Below are 22259 nucleotides of genomic sequence, written 5' to 3'. Positions count from 1 at the left end.
CCGGCCCGCGCCCCCTCTCGACTCAGCGCGGGCCGGCCGGGTTCAGCCGCGGCGTGCCGTGGCGAGTAGTTCGGCCACGGTCGCCAGCTTCACCCGGGGGCGTCCCGCCGCCGCACCCGCGGCGCGTTCGGCCCGGTCCACCGCCTGCCACGCGGTGCGGTCGACCACCTGGGGTTGCCGGTCGCGCACCAGATCCGACAGCGCCGCCCGGTCCCGCACCGGGGTGGGCAGCACACCGGCCCGGAAATCGTCGAGGATCGCGGCCACCGTTTCCTCGGCATCGGCCCGGTTGGAGCCGATCACCCCGCGCGGCCCCCGTTTGATCCAGCCCGCCGCGTACACACCGGGCACCGGCGCACCCGCCGCGTCGACCACCCGCCCGTCGATCGTGGGCAGCACACCCCGCTCGTCGTCGAACGGCAGATCACCGACCGGTTCACCCCGGTACCCGACCGCCCGTAGGACCAGTGACGTGTCGAGTTCACCGGTCTCCCCGGTCGGCCGTGCGGTGGGCGCATCGACCGGGCCGGTGAGCTCGTTGCGCACGTACCGTAGCGAGTTCACCCGGTCGGTGCCCACGATTTCGGTGAGGGAGACGCAGTATCGGAACACGATCCGTTTGTTGCCGGCCCGCGGCGGGCGGCCCGCGAACTCTTCGGCCGCCGCCAGTTTCAACCCGAGCTCGTACGGTGCCTCGGCGCCGGTCCGGTAGGCCTGCGCGGCCTCGTCGAACACCAGGTCGCCCGGGTCCACGACGATATCGACGCCGTCGAGCCGGGCGAGTGCCCGGAACTCCGGCGCGGTGTAGGCCGCCTGCAGCAGCCCGCGCCGGCCGAGGATCACGACCTCACGGATCGCGCTCTCGCGTAACGCGGCCAGCGCGTGGTCGGCGATATCGGTTCTGGCCAGTTCGTCGGGGTCCATGGTGAGTACCCGTGCGATATCCAGGGCCACGTTCCCGTTGCCGACGATCACGGCGCGTTCACCGGACAGATCGAATACCCGGTCGGCGTAGCCGGGGTTCCCGTTGTACCAGGCGACGAACTCGGTGGCCGAGATACTGCCCGCCAGTACCTCCCCGGGGATATCGAGGCGCCGGTCGGCGGGCGTACCGACCGCGTAGATCACCGCGTGCACGCTCTCCCGCAGTTCGGCGTGGCCGATATGGGTGCCGATCTCGGTGTTCAGATACATCTGCAGCGCATCGCGTTTGAACGCGGAGGCGAACATATCGGTGACACCGCGGGTCTGGGCGTGATCCGGTGCGACCCCGTAGCGGGCCAGGCCCCAGGGGGTGGGTAGCCGGTCGAACATCTCCACTTCGACCGTCCCCGCGACGAGCAATTGTTCGGCGGCGTAGCAGGCGGCCGGGCCGGTGCCCACGATGGCGACCCGCAAGGTCCCGAGATCCTTCGCCAGGCGCCGCACCGGCGGCGGGGCGGCCATATCCGGTTCCAGCGGGTGCCGGGCGAAGAAGCCCGCGTTGACGTCCCGGAATCCGGCGAGGTGGGCGGGCAGGTCCTCTTCGGCGTAGATGGCGTCCACCGGGCAGGCCTCGTAGCAGGCCCCGCAGTCGATGCAGGTGTCCGGGTCGATGTAGAGCATCTCCGCGGACGCGAACTGCGGGTCGCCGGGGCGGGGCCGGATACAGTCCACCGGACATTCGGCCACGCAACTGGCGTCATTGCAGCAGCGCTGGGTGATGACGTAGGCCATCGGAGCTCACGCCTTCTGCCGGCGGCGATACCGGACCCGGCACGGCTGCTGCAACTGCACCACCATCTTCGAATGATCGTTGCGGTAGGACTCCGACGGTTGCACCATCTCGAATTCCCAGTCCCGCAGCAGTACCGAGAAGATCGCCTTGAGCTGCATCAGGGCGAACGCGGCGCCGACGCAGCGGTGGCGTCCGGCGCCGAACGGGATCCATGTCCAGCGGTTGACCAGGTCTTCCTGGTTGGGGTCGATATAGCGGCCGGGATCGAAACTGTCCGGGTTCGGGAAATCCTCGGGCAGCCGGTTGGAGATCGCCGGGGTCGCCGCCACGTGATCGCCGGGCTCGATCCGGTTCCCACACACTTCGAACTCACCCTGGGCGACCCGCATCAAGATGATGAGCGGCGGATGCAGCCGCAGCGTCTCCTTGAGCACCGCCTCCAGCTGCGGAATCTGGCGCAGGGCGTGGAAGCTCACTTCCTGGCCGTCGGCGTAGAGCTCGTCGAGTTCCTTCACGACGCCGGACAACACCTCCGGATGCCGCAGCAGTTCGATCACCGACCAGGCGGCGGTACCGGAGGTGGTGTGGTGGCCGGCGAACATCATCGAGATGAAGATGCCGGTGACCTCGCTGGCGCTGAAATGCGGGGTGCCGTCCTCTTTTTTCACCGAGACCAGCACATCGAGCAGGTCGCGGTCCTCCTTGTCCGCGGGCGGGTTCGCGATCCGCCCGTTCATGATCTCCTGGACGAGTTCGACCAGGGCGGCCCGGGATTCGTCGCGGATGCGGAAGCTCTCGATCGGCATGTACGGGTCCACGTACGCCAGCGCGTCGGTACCGCGTTCCAGATTGTGGTAGAGGTGCGCGAACCGGCTGTCGAGTTCCTCGCGGAATTTCGTCCCGATCAGGCAGGCCGAGGAGGTGTAGATGGTGAGCTCGGCGAAGAAATCGAGCAGATCGATCTCGCCTTCCTCCCCCCAGCCCGCCAGCATCCGGTCGACCTCTTTTTCGATGGTCGCCGCGTGCCCGCGCATCTGGTCACCGCGCAGTGCGGAGTTGTGCAGCATCTCCTTGCGCCGTTCCGGGCTGGCGTCGAACACCACGCCTTCACCGAAGATCGGCTTCATGAAGGGGTAGGCCGCGGCCTGGTCGAGGTCCTCGTCGGCGGCGCGGAAGAAGAATTCGTTCGCTTCGGCGCCGGTGAGCAGGACGACATGGCGTCCGGCGAGCTCGAACTGGCCGACGTCACCGCATTCCTCCCGCACCCGGCGCATCAGCGCGATCGGGTCGGTGCGGAATTCCTCCAGGTGACCGTGTTCGTGTTCGCCTCCGGACACCCGCGGCGGTTTCACCGAAGTCATGTGGAAATCCTTCCCCAGATTACTGTCCAGGATCTATGGTAGACACCTGTCTGGACAGTACTACGGGGTATTGCGTACAGGCAAGGCACGCAGCCTGCCTCCGCCCCGGCGCGCTGTCAGATTGCCATGCTGTTCAGACACCTGTACGGAATGGTGTTCGGTCGAGAGAAGTGAGCGAGAACAGGTCCATGAGCGGAAACCAGACCCTGTGGGGACGCGGCGCCGTGGTCGTCGGCGCCACCAGCGGCATCGGCCACGCCGTCGCGCACGCGCTGGCCGGGCACGGCGCCGGCGTGGTGGTCAACGGACGCAACGCGCCCGCGGTCGAACGCACCGTCAATTCCCTGACCCTCGCCGGTCACCGCGCGGTCGGCGTCGCCGGCAGCGCCGCCGACGAATCCACCGCCACCGAACTCGTCGACACCTGTATTCGCACCTTCGGCGCCGTCGACGTACTCGTCAACTGCGCCGGAATCGCCGAACCCGCCGGCTCCTCCATCCTCGACGTCAGCACCCGCGACTGGCGTGCCCTGCTCGACTCCCACCTCACCACCACGTTCAACACCTGCCGTGCCGCCGCACCGAAAATGGTCGCCCAGGGCCGCGGCAGCATCATCAACACCAGTTCCTTCGCCTACCTCGGCGACTACGGCGGCACCGGATACGCCGCCGGGAAGGGCGCGGTCAACTCCCTCACCCTCGCCATCGCCGCCGAACTGGCCGAGCACAAGGTCCGCGCCAATGTCGTCTGCCCCGGCGCCAAGACCCGGCTCTCCAGCGGGTTCGCCTACGAAGCCAAGATCATGGAGCTCTACCGGCGCGGCATGCTCGACGAGATCAGCAAGGACGCCGCCCTCGACGCCCCACCCGCCGACTACGTCGCCCAGCTCTACCTGTACCTGGCCGGTACGGCCGCCGAGCGGGTCACCGGCCAGATCTTCGTGGCCGCGGGCGGATTCGTCGGCCGCTACGACCGCCCCACCCCCACCATCCTCGGCTTCCGCGACCACAACGACACCCCGCCCTGGACCCAGGACGAACTGCACCGCATGATCGCCGGCCACGACGCCGAGGCCGGGCAGTGACCGAATTCCCCGAACTGGGCTGCTACGGCCTCGCCGGCCACGCCACCGATCCGCATATCCTGCTCGACGAAGCCCGCGCCGCCGAACGCCTCGGTCTCGGCGCCATATTCCTGTCCGAACGGTTCAACACCAAAGAAGCCTTCGCTCTCGCCGCCGCCGCGGGCGCGGTCACCACCGATCTCGGTATCTGCACCGCCGCCACCAACCACAACACCCGCCACCCTCTGATCACCGCCGCGGGCGCGGTCACCCTGCACCGGCTCACCCGCGGCCGCTACAGCCTCGGTCTCGGCCGCGGATTCGGTGCCCTCTTCGACGTGATCGGCCTGCCCCGGATCACCTCCGCCCAACTCCGCGACGCCACCGAGCTCTACCGCCGCCTGTGGCGCGGAGACACCGTCGTCGGCCACGACGGGCCCGCCGGAAAATACCCCATCCTGCACCTCGACCCCACCTACGACGAAGCCATCCCGGTCACCCTCACCGCGATCGGCGCCAACACCCTGCGCCTGGCCGGGAAGATCGCCGACGCCGTCGTGCTGCACACCTTCTTCACCGACGACACCACCGCACGCGCCATACGGACAGTCCGTGCCGCCGCCGCGGATGCCGGCCGGGACCCGGCGTCCATCCGTATCTGGGCGGTGCTGGCCGTGGTCGACGACACCCAGGGCGAATCGGCCCGGCTGCGCAAACTCGGCGGACGCCTCGGCACCTACCTGCAGGGTTACGGCGACATCCTGGTCCAGGTCAACGACTGGGACCCGCAGGTCCTCGCCGACTTCCGCGCGCACCCCCTGGTCACCGGCGCCGGAGGCGCCCTCGACGCCGTAGCCGACGCCACCACCCTCGCGGCCGTGGAAGAACTGCTCCCGGCGGAATGGACGGCCGCCTCCGCCACCGGCAGCCCCGAACACTGCGCGACCCGGATCGCCGACCAGTTCGCCGCCGGCGCCGACGGCGTGATCCTGCACGGCAACACCCCCACCGAACTCGCACCGGTTCTCGACGCGTGGCGGCGCCACCGCGACCCCGGCCGGTTCGCCCACCTGCCGGCCAACCCGGGCAGGAGCCACCGATGACCGCCCCCACCGATATCGCCCACCTCACCCCCGAATGGCTCACCGCCGCCCTCGGTCGTCCCGTCACCGCCGTGACCGCCGAAGCCGTCGGCACCGGACAGATCGGCACCGTGCACCGGCTACGGCTCACCGGCGACGGGATCCCGCAACGCCTCTTGGCGAAACTGCCCGCCGCCGCCCCCGGCGTCCGCGCCATGCTGGCCGGCGCCTACCGCCAGGAAGTCCGCTTCTACACCGAAATCGCCGCCACGGTCGCGGTCCGCACCCCGCGCTGTCACCACGCCGAGATACACGGCGACGGCGCCGAGTTCGTCCTCCTGCTGGAAGACCTGGCCCCTGCCCGCCAAGGCGATCAGATCGGCGGCTGCCCCGTCGCCCACGCCTACCCGGCCCTCACCGAGCTAGCGGGCCTGCACGCCCCCCGCTGGTGTGACGCCACCCTGCTCGATATCGAGGGGTTCAGCCGAAACGGCCCGGAGGAAGCCGATACGCTGCGCGAACTCTACGGCCCCACCACCGATATCTTCCTGGACCGCCTCGGGGACCGTCTCACCGCCGAAGACCACGACACCGTCCGTGCCTGTGGTGAGGTCATCGCCGACTGGCTGGTCGCCCGCCCCGAACGCTTCGGACTGGTGCACGGCGACTACCGACTGGACAATCTGCTGTTCGACGACGCCGACCCGCCGCAGGTGACCGCCGTCGACTGGCAGACCGTCAACCTGGGACTTCCGGCCCGCGACCTGGCCTACTTCATCACGACCGGCCTGGACCCCGGTATCCGGCGCGACGCCGAACAGGACCTGGTCGCCGCCTACCACCGGCGCCTCTGCGAACTGGGAGTCGGCGGATACACCGCCGCGGACTGCTGGCAGGACTATCGGTTCGCCGCGCTCCAGGGCCCGCTGGTGGCGGTGTTCGGTGCCGCCTACGGATCACCGTCCGCGCGCGGCGACGCCATGTTCACCACCATGATCCGCCGCAGCTGCGCCGCGATCCGCGACCTGGATTCGCTCACGCAGCAACCCGCGCCGCTGCCGCCGACCGCCGGGTAGCCGCCGCGCGGTGTTCCTGCTCCGGGTAGGGGAGTGGAGCACCGCGCTCCGCGGCCCGTAGACGCATGAGGAATAACCCGGCCGCCGCCTCCGTTCAGGTAGATGCAAACGCATAGAACCTACGGTGGGAGTGACACACGATGCAGTTCGGAATCTTCTCGGTCAGCGATATCACCCGCGACCCGGTGACCGGCGTGACGCCCAGCGAGGCCGAACGGATCGACGCGATCGTGCAGATCGCCCGCAAAACCGAAGAAGTCGGCCTCGACGTCTTCGCCATCGGCGAGCACCACAACCCGCCGTTTTTCTCCTCCTCACCCACCACCCTGCTCGGCCATATCGCCGCCATCACCGAGCGGATCATCCTCACCACGGCGACCACCCTGATCACCACCAACGACCCGGTGAAGATCGCCGAGGACTACGCCATGCTGCAACACCTGTCCAAGGGCCGCATGGACCTGATGCTCGGCCGCGGCAACACCGGCCCCGTCTATCCGTGGTTCGGTAAGGACATCCGCGCGGGCCTGCCGCTGGCCTTGGAGAACTACAACCTCCTGCACCGGCTGTGGCGCGAGGACGTCGTCGACTGGGAAGGCAGCTACCGCACCCCGCTGCAGGGCTTCACCGCCACCCCGCGGCCGCTCGACGGTGTGCCGCCGTTCGTCTGGCACGGCTCCATCCGCACCCCGGAGATCGCCGAACAGGCCGCCTACTACGGCAACGGTTTCTTCGCCAACCACATCTTCTGGCCCACCGCGCACTCGCTGCAGCTCATCGAGTTCTACCGGCAGCGTTTCGAACACTACGGTCACGGCACCAAGAAGCAGGCCATCGTCGGACTCGGCGGACAGGCTTATATCGCCAAGAAATCCCAGGACGCCTGGAACGAGTTCCGGCCCTACTTCAACGAGGCGCCCGTCTACGGTCACGGCCCCTCCCTGGAGGACTTCGCCGAAATGACCCCGCTGTCGGTCGGCAGCCCGCAGGAGATCATCGACAAAACCCTCACCTTCCACGACACCTTCGGCGACTACCAGCGCCAGCTGTGGCTGATGGACCACGCCGGACTGCCACTGAAAACCGTACTGAACCAGCTCGACCTGCTCGGCGAGGAAGTCGTGCCGGTCCTGCGCAAGGAACTGGACGCCCGCCGCGACCCCGAATCGGCCCCGGCGCCCACCCATCGGGCCCGCGTCGCCGCCGAATACGGCGACCGGCCCGCCCGGCAGGCCCGCCCCAACGCCAACCAGGGCGACAACCTGGCCGGTGCCAGCCCCTACCAGGACACCGCGAAAACCCTGGCCGACAAGTGACCAGAACCAGCGGACGGCTCGCCAACGACGCCTGGGAAGCGGTACTCACCGCCCACGCGGTGCTGATGAAACAGTTCGCGGCCCAGGACGTATGGCAGGGACTCACCATGCGCGAGTACGACGTCCTCTACACGCTGTCCAAATGCCCCGAACCCATCCGCCCCGCCGAACTCAACCGGCACGTCCTGCTCACCCAACCGGCGCTGTCGCGGATGGTGGACCGGCTCGTCGACCGCGGTCTCGTGCAACGCACCCCCGACCCGCACGACGGCCGCGGGGTCCGGCTCTCGCTCACCGACGAGGGCCGGGCCCGGCAACGCAGCATCGGCGGCCGCCACGCCGTCGGCGTCGCCCGCGCCCTCACCGGCGCCCTCACCGACGACGAACTACGCACCCTCGAACAGCTCTGCGGCAAACTCGCCGACACCACACAAAGGAACGAGATATGAACACCACCAACGGCCAGGGCACGACCCCCTACCGGCTGGTCGTGGTCAGCGGTGGCACCAGCAACCCGTCCTCGACCCGCATGCTCGCCGACCGGGTCGCCGCCCGCGTCGGCACCCTCGCCCGCCACCGCGGCGCCACCGCCACCGTGCACATCATCGACCTGCGCGAACTCGCCACCGAGATCACCACCGCGCTGGTCTCCCAGCTCATGGGCCCCAAGATGACCGCCGCCGTCGAAGCCCTCGCCGCCGCCGACGGCCTGATCGTCGCCGCCCCCGTCTACAAGGCCGCCCCCAGCGGCCTGCTCACCTCCTTCTTCCACGTCCTCGACAACGACCTGCTCATCGCCAAACCGGTGATCCTGGCCGCCACCGCCGGTACCTCCCGGCACGCCCTGGTCGTCGACGAACAGATGCGGGCCCTGTTCGCGTTCCTGCGCACCATGACCGTGCCCACCTCCCTGTTCGCCGCCTCCGAGGACTGGAGCGACACCGACCTCGACAAACGCATCGACCGCGCCGCCCTCGAACTGGTGCTGCTGATGGAGAGCGGTTTCGCGCACAAGGTCAAAGAGGAATCGTGGACCAGCTACCAGCACAGCTTCGGCAGCGCCGGCGGTAGCGAAACCACCGTCGACCTCGACACCGACCTCATGCGGCTGGCGGCCGGTGGGGGAGCGCCGGTGAAACCACGGGTCTGACCACAGCTCCCCGCGCCGCGGACGCCGCCCAGTCCGCGGCACCGGGAGCGGCAGGCCCACCGGCCCACGTCACCGCCGAGAACCCGCGCATTCGCGTGTTAGTTTGCTGCGGTGACCGCACCCGCCGAAACCATCGACCAGGTCACACGCTATCTCGACCTCGCCGGCGTCTTCGCCTGCGCGATGCTCGGCGGCGCCGTCTCCCGCACCGAAAAACTCGACCTCTTCGGGTTCCTCGTCGTCGGAATCGTATCCGGGCTCGGCGGCGGCATCATCCGCGACACCCTCCTCCAGCAAGGCCCCCCGGTAGCGCTCACCGACTACGCCTACCTGCCCACCGCCGTGGCCGGCACCCTCATCTCCTTCCTCATCCACCTCAGCGAACACGCCTGGGACCGCCTCTTCACCGCTCTCGACGCCGCGGTCATCGGATTCTGGGCCGTCACCGGCGCCCAGAAAACCCTCGCCGCCGGCCTCGGCTGGCTCCCCGCCGTACTGCTCGGCATCACCACCGCCGTCGGCGGCGGCGCCACCCGCGACGTCCTCCTGCGACGAGTCCCAACCGTCTTCGGCGGCAACGGCCTCTACGCCACCGTCGCCGCCGTGGTCGCCGGCACCATGGTCGTCTGCACCTACCTCGGCGCACCCGCGATCGGCATCGTCGCCGGCATCGTCTTCTCCCTCGCACTCCGCCTCGCCGCCGTCCGGTACGGCTGGGGCCTGCCCAACGGCCTCGACTGGCAGCCGCACACCCGCCTGGCCGCCGCCGTCCGCGGCGTCCGCACCACCCGCCGCGGCCGCACCCGCGGCACCGAAGACAGCAGCTGACACCCGACCCCGAGCAGAGAGGCACTACCGATGAATCGTGACGCCGCCACTGTTCTGACCGGACTCGACGCCGCCCGCGAGGAGATCGAGAACCACTACCGCGACCTGCACGCCCACCCCGAACTCGGCATGAGCGAACACCGCACCGCCGCACTCGCCGCCACCGCGCTGCGCGACTACGGGTACCAGGTCACCACCGGCATCGCCGGAACCGGAGTCACCGGCGTCCTCCGCAACGGCCCCGGACCCACCGTGCTGCTGCGCGCCGATATGGACGCCCTTCCGGTACGCGAAGCCACCGGCCTGCCCTACGCCTCCACCGCCACCGTCGACCGCGACGGCGTCGCCCAACCGGTCATGCACGCGTGCGGGCACGACGTCCACGTCGCCTGCCTCCTCGGCTCCGCCCGCCTGATGGCCGCCGCCCGGCACGCCTGGCACGGCACGATCATCGCGCTGTTCCAGCCCTCCGAAGAGAACGGCGACGGCGCCCGCGCCATGGTCGCCGACGGACTCACCCACACCATCCCCGCCCCCGACGTCGTCCTCGGCCAACATGTCCTGCCCTATCCCGCGGGCACCGTCGGTACCTGCCCCGGCCCGTTCCTGTCCGCCGCCGACAGCCTGCGCGTCACGCTGCACGGTCGCGGCGCCCACGGCTCCCAACCCCAGGCCTCCGTCGACCCCGTCGTCATGGCGGCCATGTGCGTGCTGCGACTTCAGACAGTGGTCTCCCGGGAGATCGCGCCCACCACCCCGGCGGTCGTGACCGTCGGCAGCATCCACGCCGGCACCGGACCCAACCTCATCCCCGACGACGCCGTACTCGAAATCAATGTCCGCACCTACGAACCGCAGGTCCGCGAGCACGTCCTGCACGCCATCGAACGGATCGTGCGCGCCGAGACCGCCGCTGCAGGCGCCCCCCCGCGAACCCGAATTCGAGCAGATCACCGCCTTCCCGCCGACCGTCAACGACCCCGAAACCACCCGCCGGGTCGCCGCGGCATTCGCCACCGCCTTCGGATCCGACGCCCACACCCTCGAACCGCAGACCGCCAGCGAGGACATCAGCGAGATACCCGCCGCCTTCGGCGTCCCGTTCACCTACTGGGGGCTCGGCGGCACCGACCCGGACGTCTTCGCCGCGGCCGCCGAAAAAGGCACCCTCTTCAAAGACATCCCGGTCAACCACAGCTCCCGCTTCGCCCCCGTCCTGCAACCCACCCTCGACACCGGCATCACCGCCCTCGTCGTCGCCGCGCTCGCCTGGCTCGGCACCGCCGACGATGCCGGCAACCCACCCCCGGGAACTGGGCAACTCCGGCACGATATGGGACGATCGGCCACGTGACCAGCAGACCCACCGCGGACCAACACCTCCGCGACCTCGCGCTGTTACGCCGCGTCCGCGACCGGATGGACCGCGAATACGCACAACCACTCGACGTCGAAGCGCTCGCCCGTGGCGTCAACATGTCCGCCGGACACCTCAGCCGCCAGTTCCGGCTCGCCTACGGCGAATCGCCGTACGGATACCTGATGACCCGCCGCATCGAACGCGCGATGGCCCTGCTGCGCCGCGGCGACCTCACCGTCACCGAAGTCTGCTTCGCCGTCGGCTGCTCCTCACTGGGCACCTTCAGCACCCGCTTCACCGAACTCGTCGGCATGCCGCCCAGCGCCTACCGGCGGCAACAAGCCGACGCCACCGCCGGCATCCCGTCCTGCACCGCCAAACAGGTGACCAGACCGATCAGGAATCGAGAAGCCCCGGTAACCACCCCGCAGTTAGCGTGATCGGCATGGACATCACCATTCACGCCAGCTACCTGCCCCAGGACGATCCCGAAGCCGCCATCGGGTTCTACCGCGACACCCTCGGCTTCGAAATCCGCAACGATGTCGGCTACAACGGCCTGCGCTGGATCACCGTCGGCCCCGTCGGCCAACCCGGAACCTCCATCGTCCTGCACCCACCGGCCGCCGACCCCGGCATCACCGACGAGGAACGCAAAACCATCACCGAAATGATGGCCAAGGGCACCTACGCCGGCATCAACCTCGCCACCGAAGACCTCGACGGCACCTTCGAACGCCTCCAGGCCGGTGACGTCGAAGTGGTCCAGGAACCGACCGAACAGCCCTACGGCATCCGCGACTGCGCCGTCCGCGACCCCGCGGGCAATATGATCCGCATCCAGCAACTGCGCTGACCAGCGGCCCACCCACCGATCCGGCCCGCACACCGGCCCGCCCCATCGGACGGGCCGGCCGGTAACGCTCGACCGCCGGGAACCGAACAGGCCGATGTCGAGGACCGCGACCACCTCAGAGGGAGACAGATGAGCACCGCCACGAAGACCGGAACGCGGACGTCCGCGCCACACGCCGCCGACAGCCACGACCTCATCCGGGTACAGGGCGCGCGCGTCAACAACCTCAAAGACGTCAGCGTGGAAATCCCCAAACGCCGGCTCACCGTGTTCACCGGCGTCTCCGGCTCCGGCAAGAGCTCCCTGGTCTTCGCCACCATCGCCGCCGAATCCCAGCGGATGATCAACGAAACCTACAGCGCCTTCGTCCAAGGTTTCATGCCCACCCTGTCCCGGCCCGACGTAGACCTCCTCGAAGGCCTCACCACCGCCATCATCGTCGACCAGGAACGCATGGGCTCCAACCCCCGCTCCACCGTCGGCACAGCCACCGACGCCAACGCCATGCTGCGCATCCTGTTCAGCCGGCTCGGCGACCCGCATATCGGCTCACCCAACGCCTACTCCTTCAATATGCCCTCGGTGACCGCCAGCGGCGCCATCACCGTCCAGCGCGGCGCCAAAACCGTCGCCGAAAAAGCCACCTTCAGCCGCCTCGGCGGCATGTGTCCCCGCTGCGAAGGAATGGGCTCGGTCACCGACTTCGACCTCACCGCCCTCTACGACGACAGCCTCTCCCTCAACGAAGGCGCCCTCACCATCCCCGGCTACAGCATGGACGGCTGGTACGGCCGCATCTTCCGCGGCTGCGGCTACTTCGACCCCGACAAGCCCATCAAGAAGTTCACCAAGAAACAACTGCACGACCTGCTCTACAAAGAGCCCACCAGGATCAAGGTCGAAGGCATCAACGTCACCTACGAAGGCCTCATCCCGCGCATCCAGAAATCCTTCCTGTCCAAAGACGTCGACGCCATGCAACCCCATATCCGGGCCTTCGTCGAACGCGCCGTCACCTTCACCACCTGCCCCGAATGCGGCGGCACCCGGCTCACCAAGGAAGCACTCGCCTCCAAGATCAACGGCAAGAACATCGCCGACCTGTGCGCCATGCAGATCAGCGACCTCGCCGAATGGGTACGCGAACTCGACGAACCCTCGGTCGCTCCACTCCTCAAAGGCCTGCAGCACCTGCTCGACTCGTTCACCGATATCGGGCTCGGCTACCTCTCCCTGGAACGCCCCTCCGGCACCCTGTCCGGGGGAGAGGCCCAACGCACCAAGATGATCCGCCACCTCGGCTCCTCACTCACCGACGTCACCTACGTCTTCGACGAACCCACCATCGGCCTGCACCCGCACGACATCCAGCGGATGAACGACCTGCTGCGCCAACTCCGCGACAAAGGCAACACCGTCCTGGTCGTCGAGCACAAACCCGAAGCCATCGAAATCGCCGACCACATCGTTGATATCGGCCCCCGCGCCGGCAGCGACGGCGGCGAGATCGTCTTCGAAGGCACCGTCGACGGCCTCCGCGCCAGCGGTACCCTCACCGGCCGCCACCTCGACGACCGCGCCGCCCTCAAGAAATCCGTGCGCACACCGTCGGGCGCCCTCGAAATCCGCGGCGCCGACTCCCACAACCTGCGCAATGTCGACGTCGACATCCCGCTCGGCGCCCTCGTCGTCGTCACCGGCGTCGCCGGCTCCGGCAAGAGCTCACTCATCACCGGCTCGGTCTCCGGACGCGACGGCGTCGTCACCATCGACCAGGGCGCCATCCGCGGCTCCCGCCGCAGCAACCCCGCCACCTACACCGGCCTCCTCGACCCCATCCGCAAAGCGTTCGCCAAAGCCAACAGCGTCAAACCCGCCCTCTTCAGCTCCAACTCCGAAGGCGCCTGCCCCACCTGCAACGGCGCCGGCGTAATCTACACCGACCTCGGCGTCATGGCCACCGTCGAATCCACCTGCGAGGAATGCGAAGGCAAACGCTTCCAGGCCGCGGTGCTCGAATACACCCTCGGCGGCCGCAATATCGCCGAAGTGCTCGATATGTCGGTGGCCGAAGCCGAACAGTTCTTCGGCTCCGGCGACGCCCGCATCCCCGCCGCCCACAAGATCCTCGACCGGCTCGCCGACGTCGGCCTCGGCTACCTGCGCCTCGGCCAGCAACTCACCACCCTCTCCGGCGGTGAACGGCAGCGCATCAAACTCGCCACCCAGATGGCCGAAAAAGGCGGAATCTACATCCTCGACGAACCCACCACGGGCCTGCACCTCGCCGATGTCGAACAACTGCTCGGACTTCTCGACCGGCTCGTCGACTCCGGAAAATCGGTCATCGTCATCGAACACCACCAGGCAGTGATGGCCCACGCCGACTGGATCATCGACCTCGGCCCCGGCGCCGGACACGACGGCGGCCGCATCGTCTTCGAAGGCACCCCCGCCGAACTGGTCGCCGCCCGCTCCACCCTCACCGGTGAACACCTCGCCGCCTACGTCGGCGCCTGACCCGGAATCAGCGCACGAACGTACCGCAGCCGTCGGAGTCGTAGAACTCCAGCCACAACCGGTCCCCGTCGAACCGGGCCTGCGAAATGCTGCCCGGATTCGCGCTCTCACCCACCGGGGTGAAGACGAACGTGTCTCCGTCGCGATGCCGCAACGGCATCGCGACGTGGCGCGGCCCCATCGTCAACAGCAGCCCGTCACCGTCCACCGCCACCGCCGCCGGACCGAAATAGTCGTTCCCGTACTCACCCGCGTAGTCCTCCAGCGGCCGAGCCGGCGCCGCAGCCGGCGGCGGCGGAACCCCCACCAGCTCACCGACCGGCGCGTTCAACTGCTCGAACGCCTTCGAATACAGCTCCCACCAGTTCTGGCGCACCTCACCGAACTGCACCAGATCGGCGAACTCCGCGTTCAATGTCTCCGGCACCCCGATCGGCGCGGCATTGGTCAGCGTCACGATGCCCACGTTCGCCGACGGAATCATCGTCATCGCGGTCGCCGCCCCCTGATCGAACGCCCCCGAATGACTCAACACCACCCGGCCCGCCGCCGAATCACCGACATTGAAACCGAACCCGTACTGACCCGCCCGCGCATCCGGCGCGGCCGGCGGCGACGACACCGACTGCGGTGTCAGCGCCGGTAGCAGCGCCTCGGGCGCCACAACCTGCTCACCGCCGTGCTTCCCGTTCGCCAGCACCATCATCATCCACTGCGCCATATCCGTCACCGATGAACTGACGCCTCCGGCGGGGGACTGGGCATCCGGCTGCCGTCCCGGCTGCGCCGGCCGGTACTCACCGTCCACTAATACATGACCGGACGCGCGGTCGGGCGCCCCGACGAAATCGGCGTACCGGGAACTGGTCGACGACATACCCAGCGGACGATAGATGCTCTGCTCCGACAGCGCCGACCAGCGCTGCCTCGCCGCGGCGGCGACCGCGATCGCCGCCGCGGTGAGCCCGAAATTCGTATAGGCATAGGAATCGCGGAACGGTGCCAACGGCAGCATCCGCAACCGTTGGAGAATCGTGGTCCGGTCGAATCCCAGATCCTCCAGCTTGTCCCCGGCGTGTTCGGGCAGACCCGACCGGTGTGCGTACAGATCGCCGATGGTCACATGGTCGCTGACATAAGGGTCGTTCAACGCGAACCACGGCGCCGGGTCGTGTACCGGTGTATCCCACTGCACCGCGCCCTGCTGCACCTGACGAGCGACCACCGTGGCACCCACCGGTTTCGACAGCGACGCCAACTGGAACACCGTCTCCGGTTTCACCGGCTGCTGCCCGTCGACATCACGCACTCCGAACCCCTTCTGGAACACCACCTCGCCGTCGTAGACGACGGCGACCGCCATCCCCGGAATGCCGGTGTCGCGCATCAGTTCCTCGGCGCGATATTCGAGCGTGCCCAGGATATGTTCCACCCGTCCGCGCGGTATGGCGACTCCGGCCGCCTGCTCGGGTCCCAGATCCGACGGTGAGGTCGAGGGTGCGGCCGCCCCCGGCACCGGTGTCGGCTCCCGGTCCCCGCAGCCCGATACCAGCCCCGCGGCGGCCACCACGGAGACACAGAGAACTACCAGCCGACGTCTGCGCATAGCTCTCGCCTCCGGGAGGTCGTCGCTGACACGAGCCCAGTCCGCTCCGAGCCTAACTCCCGCTCACCTCCGCACCCGGTACGCGGCAGGCGGTGTTTCCGGCCCGGGGGAGCACAGGGGAGGGGCACCGCGCCCGGAGGCACGCACCCCGCGCACTCATACCCGAGCCGACGGGGCCGGGGAGTGGGAAGGGGAATATTCGCGGCGCCTCCGCACTTGGGCGGAGCGCCGGTTACCGTGACGAACCTCGGACAAGCTGTGCCTGTGCAGGCGGCGACAGAATTTAATAATCGCCGTACGGCGATATGCGCATCTAACGATCTATTATTGACCCGGCGACCTCGCGCTAGATCTCGAATCCGAAAAAACAAAGGAAGAGGCTATTTACAGGGGCGGGTACAGTCTGCGGACCGATGTGAGCGGGGGAGAGGCGGGCTGCGGCGGGGTGCCTCGATGGATCCGTCAGATTGCGGAAAGCCGCGTAGGCGCCATTGGCGGGACATCGACGAGCCGGCCGGGACGACAACGATTTCGACGCTCGATTCGCTGCCCGCGATCGGGTCCGACACCGCCGAGATGGTTCGCTGCAGGTGGCCCCCGCGGCCCAGGCCTGGTCTGCCGAAGCCAGTCGCCTGGCCCAGGTATGAGCGCGAGGACATGCGTGGCGCTGGGTCATGGGATGGCGTCGAAGCAGAGGCGACGTCGGCGGCCGAACGGCGCGCTTGTATTCGGTGGTCGACGGCTCGGGCACCCTCCGGCCTCCGCGGGTAGGCCTCCTTTCCTTCGTCTCAATACGTCATGTGACGAAATAATGGATGGGGAGCCCTTTTGTCGCGAGATGAATCAGTAAGCCGGACATCGGAAGTGTGCCACTGTTCGCACCCCGACGGGGTCGCTCCGGACTGCTTGTCGAGAAGGTTGGTACTGGATGTGTGGTCGTCACGGTACGCGACGACGATGGCGCACCAGCTGGGACCCGCCCGCTCAAGAACGCCGATAATCTACATTATGTCAAGTAATCGCCTGCGTAGTGCATCAGTTGAGTCAGGCCTACCTCCCCCGAGCACCTCGGCGCCGGCCCTGCGCCTGTTTGTCCCAGGGCGAACGCGCCAACGATCTGAATCCGTCGTATGTACGCCGCCACCGTCGGGAGTTGGCGGTCAGCGTTGGGGCGTCAGCGTGATGGCGCCGATCAGCACCCCACCCAAATACGCCGGGCCCCTGTACCCGCCATGTCCGTCGCTGGTCAGTACGACTCGGTGACCGGGAAATAGGTCCACGTAACCGCCGTCGGGCGTCGAATGAATTGGGTAACGGCCTATCAAGACCAGGTCCCCGCCCTCGACGCGCCCGTCGCGTTGCAGGAGCACGATGCCGGACGACCACGTCGTGGACGTATAGACGCCGGGCTCGACGTCGGCGACTGCTCGACCGGCCGTGCCGAAAACAGTGGCGGCACCCACGGCCGCAGTGATCGCAGCTATCCGGGCTATCGCTGGTCTGGCGCGTTTGGACATCGTCAACTCCTGCCGCATCGAGTTGCCAACTCTACGCCTGCCAGCTCTGGTCCGGCCGAATATGCAGGAAGAGGACGACATCATCGATTCTCCGGCACTTGTCCCCTCCCCGGCTGCACGGGTGTCGAGAGAACATCGGTTATTGGCCGAAAAATGGTAGAGACCGACCAATCGTTTTCGGCGGTTACCGTGGTGTGGGCCTCAGGGGCAGAGGGGGTAGAACGCATGCCTCCGCCCGCGATTCGCGGTCAGATCGGAGTTCGCATGAGCAATCACACCGACCCCATCGTCATAGATCCCGAGGGTTCCGACATCCAGGGTGAGATCGCCCGGATCCGGGCACACGGCCCGGTCACCGGTTGTGCTCCCGGGCGGGGTGCCGGCGCGGTCGGTGACCGACGCGGCCGTGCTCATGGAAGTCCTCTCCGGCTCCGAGGTTTCCAAAGATCCGCGGCGGCACTGGCCGGCTTTCCGGAACGGGGAGATCGGCAGCGACTTTCCGCTCCTCGAGCGTCCCGACGCGTTCCTCCATACCGAAATCCCTCCCAGGATCGTCGGCGTGGGAGATAAGCGTGCTGGTCATATCCTCGGCGGGGTTCGCACGACGATATCCGACCAGCTCCTGTATGAGCCCGGGCATCTGACGATCAATGCCGGTCACGAGACAACGGTCGATCTCATCGACCAGGCGATATATCTGCTGCTCACCAACCCGGATTAGTTGGCCGCCGCGCTCGACGGGAGCCTGGGATGGACGGATGTGATCGAGGAGGTGCTGCGGTTCGAACCGTCCGTCGCGCACGCCCCGCTGCGCTATGCGGTGAAGGATCTCGTTCTCGGCGGCGTGGCGATCGCCGAGGGCGACCCCATACTCTCCTGCCCGCAGGCGCCAACCGAGATCCCGCGGTCTACGGCGACAGCGCGGACGAGTTCGACCCGGGCCGGAAGAATAAAGAGCATTTGGCGTTCGGGTATGGTCCGCACCGCTGTCCGGGCGCGCACTTGGCCCGGCTGGAGGCCGGGGTGGCGCTACCGGCGCTTTTCGAGCGGTTGCCGCGAATGAAGTTCGCCGTCTCCCCCGCTGAACTCGGTTCGGTGCCGGGTTTCATCGCGAACGGGCACGCTCGCCTGCCGGTGTTGCTGACGTAGGCGGCGCGCGGGATCGACCGGCTGTGGCGTCGGGCGGGCGCAGTGGTTCCGGGTGACTCCCGAGGTCTCCGGTCGCAGCACCGCCCGCGCCTCAGCGTTCGGCTCTCAGCGCGGTTCACCACGCTGCGGGTTGCTCATCGGCGTTGTGTTCGACGGGAACGGCGAGGTCAGGCGCTGAGCGGTGGAGAAGGGGGGAATACGACGGGCAGGGATGTCAATGCGCGGTGGAACGGACCAGGGCGCCAGACGAGTCGTTCCTGGGGTACTTCCAGCTGCAGTTCGGGGAGTGCGTCCAGTAGCTGGTCGATGATCTCCTGCGCGAGGAGCAGTGAGAACGGCCGGGCGTGCGCGGGGCAGGCGTGTGGACCGGTGCTCCATGCCAGGTTCCAGCCGTTGTCGATGAATTCGCCGGTGTTCTTCTGGGGGTCGGTGTTGCAGGCGGCCATGCTGATGATCACCGGTTGGTTGGCCGGCAGGAATTGGCCTTCGACGTAGATGGGCTGGCGGGGGTAGGTGATGCAGTAGTTGGCCATCGGCGGGTCGGTGGCCAGCCGCTCCTCCAGTGCGGTTTTCGTCGTCAGGTGACCGTCGCCGCCGTAGCTGGTGTATCGCTCGTCGGTGAGCATCAGCACCAGGGTGTTGGCGATCAGGTTGACGGGCGGCTCGACTCCGGCGGCGAACAGGAGAACCAGTTGGTTCACTACTTCTTCGTCGGTGAGGCCGGCCGGGTCCTGGATCATCTTGGTGGTGACGTCGTCGCCCGGGTTTGCTCGCTTGAGGAGTGTGAGTTCGAGCAGAGCCTGACCGAAGGCCATGTTGACCTGCGCGGTGTCGACGCTGTCGAACATCTGGGCGCTGGCGGCGGCGACGCGCTGACCGATGTCCTCGGGGCAGCCGAGTACCTGGCACAGCACCGAGAAGACCAGTGGAAGGGCGTATTGGTTCAGTATGTCGGCGCGGCCGGTTTCGCAGAATGTGTTGATGAGCGGGAAGGCGGATCGTTCCACCATGGGGCGTACCGTATTCAGGTCGATTCCCTGTTCGAGTGCCTCGACCACGTTTTTGCGGAGTCGCCGGTGCTGCTCGCCGCTGGTGCGAATTGCGTTGGGCCGGTATTCGACCATCGGTTTGATCGGACAGTTGTCGGGAATGTCTCGCTGCCAGATACTCGGGTCGGCGGGAAAGCGGTCGCTGTCGCTGAGTATGCCTTTGGCGGTGTCGTAGTTGATAACCAGCGTGGCGGGCACTCCGGGCCACATCTCGACGGGTACCAGCGCGCCGTAGGCTTCGCGCATCTGACGGTAGGCCCGATGGGGATCGGCGGCGAACTCTTCGCTGTAGATCGGGACCCGGGGGCCGTTCTCGATGCTGTAGATCGGGGTTCGAGTACCGTCCGCGATCGGTGAGCCGGTGACAGCACCCTGGCGGGTGTACTGCGGATACACGTAATCTCCTTGTTATCGGTTTGCGGAGGAATACTAACCGAGGCGAGGGCCGGGCGACGGCTGCCAGGTGGCTATGCTGTTCTCCGCCAACGGATTTGTGGCTTTCTTACGGGCAATCCGAACATATTTCGCGGGTCGGTGTAAGGGTCGAAATCGCCCGATTTCGACCGGGATTCGTGTCGACCGCGCTTCGGACACCGTCGCATTCACCACTTCGGTGGAGTCGTGCGGGGTGTGACGAACACCGCGGGCAGGCCACCCCCATGTGGGGTGGCCTGCCCGCGGTGCGTGTCCGGATGATCAGCGACGGGGCCGATCGTGACAGCGGGCGTCCCAGGCGGCGGCGAGGTCGTCGGCGAGCACCGGGGCGCCGAGGACGTCGTCGTCGAATTCGAAGGCGGCCAGCAGGGTGGGGAGGTTGGCGGCGAGGTTGTCGATGGCCTCGTAGAGCAGGCCGCCGCGGAGTTGCTGTTTGACAGCTTTCACGGCGGCGACGTCGAGTAGCCCGTGGGTGAGGTACCAGGAGGCGTGTTTGTCGATCTGGTCGAGGGCGAAGACGTCGCGGACGGCCGCGATCTCCGGGTGGTCGGCGTGTTCGTCGAGTGCCCGGAGTGCCTGTTCGACGCAGTATGCTTCCGCGAGTTCGAGGGCGTCCGGGATGACCTGGAGGCGGGCTTCCAGTGCCGGGTTGCTCAGGTGCGGTTGTGTTTCCTGGGCGATGGTCAGGGTCCGGGCGCTGAACAGGCGGGCGCGGTCTGCCGGGTCGGCGGGGTCGTGGAGGACGGGTGCGGGCGGTTGTGTGCCGGCGAATTGTTTGGCCAGTACCCGACCGGCGACCGATCCCATGACGGAGACGTCGCCTTCGCCGGTCATCGCGGCATGACAGACACCGAGGTAGCTGGCGACTCGGTTGGCGCTGAACATGCCCTGGGCGGCCATTTTCACGCGGCAGTCGGTGACTGTCTGCAGTGCGTGCCGTTGGATGAAGTCCTTGGCCAGCATGACCGATACGACGGTGTCGCGGGCGGTGAGGTTGCTGTCGGCGAGCAGGGTTTTCACCGCGTTGCCGTAGAGGGTGCGGGCGACGGTGCCGGCCAGGTCGGTGAGCAGTGTGTCACGGACGTGGGGGACGTCGAGCATGTGGGGCTTGTCGGTCGGGGTCATGGGCACGATGCGCCTGCTCGCGTAGTTCAGGGCGATGTAGAGCGAGGCGCGGGCTTCGGCGTTCAGGCATGAGGACAGTGCCAGGCGTCCGACGGTGAGCTGGCTGATCGCCGAGGCGAAGGCGCGCTTGCGGCTTGCTTCGTCGCGCCAGGTGAGTACGCCGTTGTCGTCGATGGTGGCGAGGTCGTTGCTCAGCCAGGCGGCGCGTTCGACCCGGAGGTTGTCGAAGCTGATGACGGAGTTGTCCATGATCACCAGTGGCTGGTGGTCGAGTTGGGTGATGGTCACGCCGGGGGCGGGGGCGCCGTCGGCGCCGCGCAGGCGCGCGGTGAAGAGGTGGACGCCCTGGTCGACGCCGGCCGCGTCGATGAACCGTGCGCCGATGACGCAGACCCGGGCTACTTCGATGCCGACGCTGGGCATGAATTTGCGTGCTCTGGGGTCGGGGGTGTTGAGCACGAATCCGTCGCCGTCCCAGGTGGCGGTGGTCCGCATGAACTGGATGTTGGAGCCGCATTCGTATTCGGTGAGCAGCATGACACCGACGCTGGTCGCGTCGTCGAGGTCGAGCAGGTAGGGCGCGGCGGAGTCGGAGTCGGTGAGGGTGGCGAGGCTGCCGGAGGCCAGGTTGTAGTGGCCGGAGATGAGTGGGATGAGGTCGGTGGCCAGCACTGCGCACTGGTCGAAGACGGCGAACAGTTTGGGGAGGTCGGTGGCGACGGCGCGGGTGCCGATCTGCCTGACGAGGTCGCCCAACTGGTCGTAGGCGTTGAGACGCCGCTGTTCCTGGCTCTGCTGCTCCGTGACCGCGTAGTCCGGGTTGCTCAGGATCTTCTGCAACTGCTGATGGAACTCCGGACTGCCGTGCCGAATGATTTCGGCGAGCGAAGTCTGTTCCACGTACGCGTCGGTAGCCATAACCGCCTCCTACTGATTTCCGATCCCAGCGGTCTCTCGTTCACCGCTGGGCATGCTGGGTCATCGCTGCCGAATACCGGCGCGGGTGCCGGCCTTGCCGCGCTGTTGCGCGGGCCGGGAGTGCCGGAGT

General features: G+C 67.7%; 18 protein-coding genes and 1 pseudogene. 13 read left to right on the top strand and 6 right to left on the bottom strand.

Annotated elements, in window-relative coordinates; genetic code table 11:
* Window positions 1-42: 42 nt before the first annotated feature.
* Both ON38_RS11165 and cyp51 read right to left on the bottom strand, forming a co-directional pair.
* Window positions 43-1716 carry a 4Fe-4S binding protein gene (locus ON38_RS11165; protein ID WP_039824563.1) on the bottom strand — a complete coding sequence of 558 codons (1674 nt, stop codon included), beginning with the start codon at window positions 1714-1716 and terminating at the stop codon, window positions 43-45.
* A 6-nt stretch (window positions 1717-1722) separates the two neighbouring features.
* The gene (gene cyp51 / locus ON38_RS11160) at window positions 1723-3078 is read right to left on the bottom strand and encodes a lanosterol 14-alpha demethylase (protein ID WP_039824562.1); all 1356 of its coding nucleotides are present in this window, start codon (window positions 3076-3078) and stop codon (window positions 1723-1725) included.
* A gap of 188 nt (window positions 3079-3266) precedes the next feature.
* Between cyp51 and ON38_RS11155 the strand changes: the two genes are divergently transcribed.
* The 11 genes and pseudogenes from ON38_RS11155 to ON38_RS11105 all read left to right on the top strand — a co-directional run bounded on the left by ON38_RS11155 (window position 3267) and on the right by ON38_RS11105 (window position 14330).
* Entirely contained in the window at window positions 3267-4163 is an 897-nt protein-coding gene (locus ON38_RS11155; RefSeq protein ID WP_085995391.1) for an SDR family NAD(P)-dependent oxidoreductase, read from the top strand.
* A complete protein-coding gene (locus ON38_RS11150; protein WP_039824561.1) occupies window positions 4160-5245 on the top strand; it encodes a TIGR03857 family LLM class F420-dependent oxidoreductase in 1086 nt (361 codons plus the stop codon). The genes ON38_RS11155 and ON38_RS11150 overlap by 4 nt, the downstream gene beginning before the upstream one ends.
* The gene (locus tag ON38_RS11145) at window positions 5242-6300 is read left to right on the top strand and encodes a phosphotransferase (protein WP_051164598.1); all 1059 of its coding nucleotides are present in this window, start codon (window positions 5242-5244) and stop codon (window positions 6298-6300) included. Before ON38_RS11150 ends, ON38_RS11145 begins: the two co-directional genes overlap by 4 nt.
* A gap of 140 nt (window positions 6301-6440) precedes the next feature.
* Window positions 6441-7616, top strand: coding sequence for an LLM class flavin-dependent oxidoreductase (locus ON38_RS11140; protein WP_039824559.1), 1176 nt, complete (start codon window positions 6441-6443; stop codon window positions 7614-7616).
* Complete coding sequence (locus tag ON38_RS11135) at window positions 7613-8065, top strand: MarR family winged helix-turn-helix transcriptional regulator (protein ID WP_039824558.1); 453 nt, start codon at window positions 7613-7615, stop codon at window positions 8063-8065. The genes ON38_RS11140 and ON38_RS11135 overlap by 4 nt, the downstream gene beginning before the upstream one ends.
* The gene (locus ON38_RS11130; protein WP_039824557.1) at window positions 8062-8766 is read left to right on the top strand and encodes a CE1759 family FMN reductase; all 705 of its coding nucleotides are present in this window, start codon (window positions 8062-8064) and stop codon (window positions 8764-8766) included. Before ON38_RS11135 ends, ON38_RS11130 begins: the two co-directional genes overlap by 4 nt.
* 111 nt (window positions 8767-8877) lie before the next feature.
* Window positions 8878-9594 (top strand): trimeric intracellular cation channel family protein, encoded by a 717-nt coding sequence (locus tag ON38_RS11125; protein ID WP_039824555.1) that lies wholly within the window; start codon window positions 8878-8880, stop codon window positions 9592-9594.
* A 30-nt stretch (window positions 9595-9624) separates the two neighbouring features.
* A pseudogene (locus tag ON38_RS11120) lies at window positions 9625-10879 on the top strand (amidohydrolase); the annotation flags it as partial.
* Between the two features lie 65 nt (window positions 10880-10944).
* Complete coding sequence (locus tag ON38_RS11115; RefSeq protein WP_039824553.1) at window positions 10945-11394, top strand: helix-turn-helix transcriptional regulator; 450 nt, start codon at window positions 10945-10947, stop codon at window positions 11392-11394.
* Between the two features lie 5 nt (window positions 11395-11399).
* The gene (locus tag ON38_RS11110) at window positions 11400-11810 is read left to right on the top strand and encodes a VOC family protein (RefSeq protein WP_039824602.1); all 411 of its coding nucleotides are present in this window, start codon (window positions 11400-11402) and stop codon (window positions 11808-11810) included.
* A gap of 129 nt (window positions 11811-11939) precedes the next feature.
* Window positions 11940-14330 carry an ATP-binding cassette domain-containing protein gene (locus tag ON38_RS11105; RefSeq protein WP_039824552.1) on the top strand — a complete coding sequence of 797 codons (2391 nt, stop codon included), beginning with the start codon at window positions 11940-11942 and terminating at the stop codon, window positions 14328-14330.
* A 7-nt stretch (window positions 14331-14337) separates the two neighbouring features.
* On the opposite strand, the gene ON38_RS11100 is transcribed toward ON38_RS11105, so the two are convergent.
* Together ON38_RS11100 and ON38_RS11090 are read right to left on the bottom strand one after the other, a co-directional pair.
* On the bottom strand, window positions 14338-15936 hold the full coding sequence (locus ON38_RS11100) for a serine hydrolase (protein ID WP_039824551.1): 1599 nt from the start codon (window positions 15934-15936) through the stop codon (window positions 14338-14340).
* Window positions 15937-17096: 1160 nt separating this feature from the next.
* Window positions 17097-17453, bottom strand: coding sequence for a hypothetical protein (locus ON38_RS11090; protein WP_039824600.1), 357 nt, complete (start codon window positions 17451-17453; stop codon window positions 17097-17099).
* Window positions 17454-17844: 391 nt separating this feature from the next.
* On the opposite strand from ON38_RS11090, the gene ON38_RS37460 reads away from it, so the two are divergent.
* On the top strand, window positions 17845-18174 hold the full coding sequence (locus ON38_RS37460; RefSeq protein WP_245564002.1) for a cytochrome P450: 330 nt from the start codon (window positions 17845-17847) through the stop codon (window positions 18172-18174).
* Between the two features lie 29 nt (window positions 18175-18203).
* Window positions 18204-18602 (top strand): cytochrome P450, encoded by a 399-nt coding sequence (locus ON38_RS37455; RefSeq protein WP_245564001.1) that lies wholly within the window; start codon window positions 18204-18206, stop codon window positions 18600-18602.
* Between the two features lie 167 nt (window positions 18603-18769).
* Here the strand turns inward: ON38_RS37455 and ON38_RS11075 are convergent, their stop codons facing one another.
* Window positions 18770-20047: a cytochrome P450 family protein gene (locus ON38_RS11075; RefSeq protein ID WP_245564000.1), complete on the bottom strand. Its 1278-nt coding sequence runs from the start codon at window positions 20045-20047 to the stop codon at window positions 18770-18772.
* 300 nt (window positions 20048-20347) lie between these two features.
* The gene (locus ON38_RS11070; RefSeq protein WP_039824547.1) at window positions 20348-22129 is read right to left on the bottom strand and encodes an acyl-CoA dehydrogenase family protein; all 1782 of its coding nucleotides are present in this window, start codon (window positions 22127-22129) and stop codon (window positions 20348-20350) included.
* Window positions 22130-22259 lie beyond the last annotated feature (130 nt).

The organism is Nocardia testacea NBRC 100365 (genome assembly GCF_000308775.1).
GTDB classification, from domain to species: Bacteria; Actinomycetota; Actinomycetes; order Mycobacteriales; family Mycobacteriaceae; genus Nocardia; species Nocardia testacea.
The sequence above is the reverse complement of the archived record's forward strand: the minus strand, read 5'-3'. Positions and strand labels throughout refer to the sequence as shown.